Annotated in this window: 9 protein-coding genes; 3 read left to right on the plus strand and 6 right to left on the minus strand. The window is 69.4% G+C overall.

The genetic code is table 11. The features are described from left to right. The coding region (locus AC1DU6_RS17210; protein WP_477858519.1) for an EAL domain-containing protein at positions 1-1,016 on the plus strand (1,016 nt) is incomplete at its 5' end. A 2-nt stretch (positions 1,017-1,018) separates the two neighbouring features. On the opposite strand, the gene AC1DU6_RS17215 is transcribed toward AC1DU6_RS17210, so the two are convergent. The 4 genes from AC1DU6_RS17215 to AC1DU6_RS17230 form a co-directional block, all read right to left on the minus strand. Continuing rightward, complete coding sequence (locus AC1DU6_RS17215; RefSeq protein WP_477858521.1) at positions 1,019-1,495, minus strand: hypothetical protein; 477 nt, start codon at positions 1,493-1,495, stop codon at positions 1,019-1,021. A 119-nt stretch (positions 1,496-1,614) separates the two neighbouring features. Beyond that, a complete protein-coding gene (locus AC1DU6_RS17220) occupies positions 1,615-3,084 on the minus strand; it encodes a CHASE3 domain-containing protein (protein WP_457352488.1) in 1,470 nt (489 codons plus the stop codon). Continuing rightward, positions 3,047-3,460 (minus strand): response regulator transcription factor, encoded by a 414-nt coding sequence (locus tag AC1DU6_RS17225; protein WP_056204985.1) that lies wholly within the window; start codon positions 3,458-3,460, stop codon positions 3,047-3,049. The genes AC1DU6_RS17220 and AC1DU6_RS17225 overlap by 38 nt, the downstream gene beginning before the upstream one ends. Before the next feature lie 134 nt (positions 3,461-3,594). Beyond that, positions 3,595-3,924: a BON domain-containing protein gene (locus tag AC1DU6_RS17230; protein ID WP_056204983.1), complete on the minus strand. Its 330-nt coding sequence runs from the start codon at positions 3,922-3,924 to the stop codon at positions 3,595-3,597. Positions 3,925-4,111: 187 nt separating this feature from the next. Here AC1DU6_RS17230 and AC1DU6_RS17235 point away from each other — a divergent pair, with 187 nt between their 5' ends. Further along, positions 4,112-4,762 carry a response regulator gene (locus tag AC1DU6_RS17235; protein ID WP_477858523.1) on the plus strand — a complete coding sequence of 217 codons (651 nt, stop codon included), beginning with the start codon at positions 4,112-4,114 and terminating at the stop codon, positions 4,760-4,762. Here the strand turns inward: AC1DU6_RS17235 and AC1DU6_RS17240 are convergent. Next, a complete protein-coding gene (locus AC1DU6_RS17240; protein WP_056204975.1) occupies positions 4,756-4,947 on the minus strand; it encodes a hypothetical protein in 192 nt (63 codons plus the stop codon). The two genes, AC1DU6_RS17235 and AC1DU6_RS17240, sit on opposite strands and share 7 nt — an antisense overlap. A gap of 134 nt (positions 4,948-5,081) precedes the next feature. Between AC1DU6_RS17240 and AC1DU6_RS17245 the strand changes: the two genes are divergently transcribed. After that, entirely contained in the window at positions 5,082-5,855 is a 774-nt protein-coding gene (locus AC1DU6_RS17245) for a substrate-binding periplasmic protein (RefSeq protein ID WP_477858525.1), read from the plus strand. On the opposite strand, the gene AC1DU6_RS17250 is transcribed toward AC1DU6_RS17245, so the two are convergent. Next, on the minus strand, positions 5,852-6,098 hold a 247-nt coding region (locus tag AC1DU6_RS17250), incomplete at its 5' end, for an integrase core domain-containing protein (protein WP_457356630.1). The two genes, AC1DU6_RS17245 and AC1DU6_RS17250, sit on opposite strands and share 4 nt — an antisense overlap.

Here is a 6,098-nt window from a genome sequence, read left to right on the forward strand (position 1 = left end):
GCGCCCTGCACGTGGCGCAGAAGCTGTGCGACGCGATGGACCAGTACCGCTATGTGCACGGCGAGCAACGGTTTCGCATCGGCACCAGCATCGGCGTGGCCCCGCTGGATGGGCGCTGGCCCGATGCCGATGCCGCCATGCGCGAGGCCGATGCCTGCTGCATGATCGCCAAGGAGCAGGGCCGCAACCGCGTGCAACTGTGGGCGCCCGATGACGCCACGCTGCGCGCCCACCAGAGCGAGCACCGCTGGGCGACGCGGCTGCAACAGGCCCTGGACGAGGACCGCTTCGAGCTCGACCTGCAGCGTGTGCTGCCGGCCCAGGGTGAGGACGATGGCCGGCTGCGCGGCGAGCTGCTGTTGCGCCTGCGCGAGCGCGACGGCAGCCGTGTGTTGCCCGGCGCCTTCATGCCGGCGGCCGAGCGCTTCCATCTCGCGCCGCGACTGGACCGCTGGGTCTTGAGGCAGGCGGTTGACTTGCTGCAGCGCGGCGGCCCCCCGGAGGTCGCGTCGCTGTCCATCAATGTGTCGGCCCTGACGCTGCAGGATGCGGCCTACCACCAGGAAGCCCGAGCCCTGCTGACGGCGCTGGGCCCCACGCGTGCCGCGACCTTGTGCCTGGAAATCACCGAGACGGCCGTCATCACCCAGCTCGGCGAGGCGGCGAGCTTCATCCAGCAGATGCGGGCCCTGGGTGTGCGCATCGCGCTGGACGATTTCGGCGCCGGCGCCTCCTCATACAGCTATCTGAAGGCGCTGCCAGTGGATCTGCTGAAGATCGACGGCCAGTTCGTGCGCGCGTTGATGACTGACCCGCTCGATCAGGTGGCGGTGCGCAGCTTTGTCGATGTTGCCAGGACGCTCGGCCTGACGACGGTGGCGGAATGCGTGGAGACGCCCGAGGTGCTGCTGGAGTTGGTGCGCCTGGGCGTCGGCGAGGTGCAGGGTTTCCTGCTGCACCGGCCCCAGCCGCTGGCCGAGCTGCTGGTTGCCGCCGAAGAGACGATGCCCGCCTGAACTCAGCGGGCGGTCGCTTGCTGCGGCTCGCGGGGCGGCTGCGGCGCGACATCGGCGCGCACCGGCTGGTCGCGGTCGTCGGCATCAACGGCCGGCGCTTCCGCCTTGGCGACGATGGTGGCGTCGTCGGGTGCCGAGGCCGGCGGCGCGCTGTTGTCGCGCCCGTCCGCGACMGCGCGCAGCGACACCTGCAGCCCGCGCGACAGCTGCTGCTGCCAGCCATGCAGGGTGTCTGCCGCCTTGTGCATGACGGCAGTCAGCTGCACGTCCAGCGGGCGCGGGTCGTCGACCATGTCCACGCCGGCGCTGGCCCCGAGGGCCGCGACGGCCACGAGCATGGCGGCCGCGTGGAAGCGGCGGCTGTTCAAGGGCGGTGACAGCGCGTCGGCGTCCCGCGACATGATGGACATGTCGGGTACCGGCGGCGCCGGCATCTGCGTGTGCCAGCCCTCGGCATGCGGTGATTGCGGGAATTGCATGGTGCCCTCCTGGCTGCGTCTGAGACGGTCACCGCGCTCTGTCGGCGCGGGCCCGGGAGCAGTTTGGGCGCGCCGCATGCGGCGCCATGTCGGCTCGGGCAGGCTTGCCCTGTAGGACTTCAGGAAGGGCTGGGGCTGCCCAGTTCGCCGGGCGCGGTCACGGGGGCTGGCTCGGGTTCTGGATCTTCGCGCATCGGCAGGCGCGCCAGCACCAGCGTGCCGCGGCCGGGCGCGGACAGCAGCTGCAGCGTGCCGCCCAGGCTTTCAATGCGGTAGCGCATGCCCAGCAGGCCATGGTGGCCGGCCCCCACCGCTTCGGGGTTGAAACCCTGGCCATCGTCGCGGATGTGCAGCTGCAGCCAGCCATCCGATTCGGCCAGCGAGACGCGCACATGCTTGGCCTTGGCGTGGCGCAGCACATTGGTCAGCGCCTCCTGCACGAGGCGGTACATCGCCAGCCGGCTGGCCTCGTCGCTGGGGGCCTCCATCAGCTCCAGGCTGAGCTGCAGGCCGGAGCGCTGGGCGAACTCCTGGGTCAGGATCTCCAGCGCCGGGATGAGGCCGAGGTTGGACAGGGCCGACGGGCGCAGGTCCTCGATGATGCGGCGCTTCAGCGCAATGCCCTGGTCGAGCAGCTCGCTCATGTGCTTGAGGCGCTCGTCGATCTCGGGCGCCGCGGTGCGCGTCATGCGGCGGATGCGCGCGACGTCGAGCTTGGCGGCCGTCAGCAGCGCACCGAGCTCGTCGTGCAGCTCGCGGGCCAGATGGGCGCGCTCGTCCTCGCGCACCGTCTGCAGGTGGTGGGCCAGCTCGGTCAGCTCGGCGGTGCGGCGGGCCACCTCGCGGTCCAGCCGGTCGCGTTCCAGCGCCAGCTCCTGGGCGTGCTCACGGCGGGCCGCGTGCAGGGCCTCGTTGCGGCGCAGGAAGATGGCCAGGCCGAACAGGCTGAGCAGCGTCAGCCCGTGCACGCCGATGCGGCCGTAGTTCAGCGAGCGCACGACGGCGTCGCGCTCGGTGGCAATCTGCGTCAGTTCGTGCTGGTCGAGCTGGCCGACGGCGTCGCGCACCGCCTGCATCTTCTCGCGGCCGATGTCGGACTCGACCAGCCCGTGCCAGGCCGTGTCCTGCCCGTCGCGGTAAAGCTTGACGACCAGCTGCAGCTCGGAGAGTTTTTCGCTGGCACGCCGGCTCGCGTCGGCCACCAGGGCCTCCCATTCGGAGCTGGCGTACTGGCCGCGCAGCCGTGACAACACATTGGGCAGCTCCTGCTCGGCCAGCTTGATTGGCGCGAGGTAATCGTCGCGCCCGGTCAGCAGATAGCCGCGCTGCGCGGTCTCGGCATCGGTCAGCAACTCGCGCAGGCGCAGGCCGTCGTTGCGCGCCTGATGGCGGGCCTGGGACTGGTTCAGCGCCTCGTCAGCACCCCAGAAGGCGGCCTCGCTGACGCCCATGACGGCGGCTGCTGCCAGTGCCGCGAAACCGACGGCCAGACCGCGATTGCGGCTGGCGCCTTCCAGCCAGGGATCGAGATGACGCAGCACGGGCAGCCGTTCAACTGGCCGCGGCTGCAGGGCGCGCTGATGAGGCATGTTCGGCCAGTTCGGCGCAGTAGCTGATGAGGTCGTCGAGCTCGCGGCTCTTGTCAAACACCCGTTCCGCGCCCAGGCTGGCGCAGCGCCGGCGCATTTCCTCGGTGGCGTAATTGGTCAGTACGACGCGCCGCGCCCGGATGCCCAGCTGCTGGGCGGCCTGCAGCACGCCCAGGCCGGTGCCGGAACGCAGGAAGACGTCGACGATGAAGAGATCGGCATTGCCGTCGGGGTCTCGGCTCATCCAGCGCACCGCACTGGCTTCATCAGCCACCGAGCCCACCACTTCGACCTGAGCCAGTTCCTCAAGCGTCGCAATCAGGTTCTCAAGGATCACCGGACTGTCTTCGACGATGAAGGCTTTGAGTGCTGGCATGGCCCGACGGCGGCGCGAGGATGATGAGGTTGAAGTATGGACCGCTTCCGCGTCGGGCCGGCAGTGCCGGCAGCGCATCGCGCTGTAGGACTTCTCCTAGGGAAACTCCCTTGGAAGTCCTTCAGCGGCGGTCTTCAGTTGGGGTGTCGCACGGCGATGTCATTGCGCACGGCGACGACACCGGAGGTCTCGCGGGCCAGCTTCTCAGCCATGGCCTTTTCCTCGTACGACTTGGCGAAGCCGGACAGTTGCACCGTGCCCTTCAGCGTCTCGACACTGATGGCCATCGCGCTGACGGTCGGGTCGGCGGCGAACTTGCCCTTGACGCGGGTGGTCAACGCGGCGTCATCAACATAGGCGCCCACGGTTTCCTGGTTGCGGGTGACGGCGCAGCCGCTGGTGCCGGCCAGGGTGGCCGTGAGAGCGGTGGCGACGGCCAGAGTGAGGATGGACTTGTTCAGCATTGCAGTTCTCCTTGGATGGCGGCTTCACGGAGCCGCTGGAGCCACTATCGCGGCACGCCACCACGGGCGGCATAGTCCCGAAGCGCGGCCCCCTGTCGGACTCGGCCGGCGTCGATGTAGGACTGAAGGTATCGCGGCGCGCCTTGCGGACTGCTACGCTGGGCCATCCCTCAACACCGCGTTCATCATGATCCGTATCGGCATCGTCGACGACCACGCCATCGTGCGCACCGGCTTGCGCCAGTTCCTGTCCGACCACGTCGACCTGCGCGTCACGGGCGAAGGCGCCAGTGGCCACGACGCCCTAGAGATGGCGCGTGGCGGCGAGGTCGACGTGCTGCTGCTGGACATCTCCATGCCCGACCAGAGCGGCGTGGACGCGTTGGCCGCCATCAAGGCGCGATTCCCCGAACTGCCGGTGCTGATCCTCAGCGGCTTTCCTGAGGCGCATTACGCGACGACGCTGCTGCGCCAGGGCGCCAGCGGCTACCTCAACAAGGAATGCGATCCCGACGAAATCGCCAATGCCATCCGTCTGGTGGCGCGTGGCCGGCGCTACATCAGCCCGGCGGTGGCGGAGCAACTGGCGGACAGCGTGGTGGGTGGCGGCAGCGCCGGCAATGCGCCCGACAAGCCCCTGCACGAGGCGCTGTCGGAGCGCGAGTTCCAGGTCTTCCTGCGCCTGGCCCAGGGTGAGAYCGTGGGCCATATCGCCGAGGCGCTGTTCCTCAGCGTCAAGACCGTCAGCACCTACCGCACGCGCGTGCTCGAGAAGCTCAAGCTGGCGACCAACAGCGATCTGACCTACTACGCGCTGAAGAACGGGTTGATTCAGTAGCGGGGTTCGCCGCTGTCCCTGGGCGCGTCCTCGCCGAGGGTCCAGGGCAGCGCGCATTCATAACCCAGCTCGGCCTCGCTCGACGTGGCGGCCGGCGACCACAGGCGCGTCAGCGCTGACCAGAAGGGGCGGTGCGGACTGGATTCGGCCAGGGAGTTGTGCTGCAGCGAGGCTTCGATGGTCATGGGAGGTTCCGGCTGAAGTTGGCGCGCCCAGCATCGCCAGGGGCGGGGGCGGCGTGTATCGGCCGGTGTCGCGGCGGCCTGTCGGAGCTGGCTGACAAGCACGGGCCTTGCGCCGTCTCGATCAGAATGCGGGCGTGCTGTCGCCTCTGTCCCTGCTGCGCCTGAGCCTGACCTGCCTGGCGCTTGCCTTCCTGCCGGCGTCGGCCTGCGAGCTGCGCGTGCGCTGGAACCCCGACCCGCCCTACAGCATGCGTGACGGGCAGGGCCACCTCATCGGCATGCAGACCGAACTGGTCGAGCGCACGCTGGAGCGCATGCAATGCCGGGCGGTCTGGGTCGAGCTACCCTGGGCACGCGCCCTGGTCGAGTTGCAGGCCGGCCGCCTGGACCTGCTGCCCGGCGCGCTGCACCGCCCCGAACGCGAGGCCTATGCGCATTGGGTCGAACAGCACATTGCCGTGGCCAACCGCCTCTTCGTGCGTGCCGGTCGCGAGGCCGACTTCGCCAGCGCGACGCGGCTGAAAGAGGCTTGGCGGCAGGGCCTGAAGCTGGGCGTGCAGATCGGGGTGGTCTACGGCCCCGACTACGCCGAGTTGCTCGCTGACCCAGCCTTTCGCGCCACGCTGACCCAGGCCTCGGCGCGCCGCAGCCTGTGGCAGATGCTGGAGATCGGCCGCGTCGATGGCGTGCTGGCCAGCGAGGCGACGGCGCGCTGGGAGCTGGGCGAGCTGGGCCTGGCCGGCCGCATCGTGCCGACCTCCGTGGTGGTGCCCCACGAGCCGGCTCAGCTGATGTTCAGCAAGCGCTCGGTCGATCCGTCGCTGGTGCAGCGTTACCGCGAAGCCAGCGAGGCGCTGGAGCGCGATGGCACGCAGGCGAGCATCGTGCGCCGCTACCTCGGCGACTAGCTGTTGAGTTTCGATAGGTTGTACCCACCGAGCCGGGAGGCAGGAGGGCTGTAGCCAAGAGCGGAGTGAGGCCGTCGAGCGTTGTAGTAGGTCAGGAACGCTGGCAACCAGGCCGTGCGCTCACCGCTGTTGGCCCAGACGCGACCATAGGCCCACTCCCGCAGACACGTCTGGATGAAGCGCTCGGCCTTGCCGTTGGTCTGTGGGCAGTACGGCTTGGTGAAGCTGTGCTTGATGCCAAGC

The sequence above is a fragment of the Roseateles sp. P5_B10 genome (genome assembly GCF_056400485.1).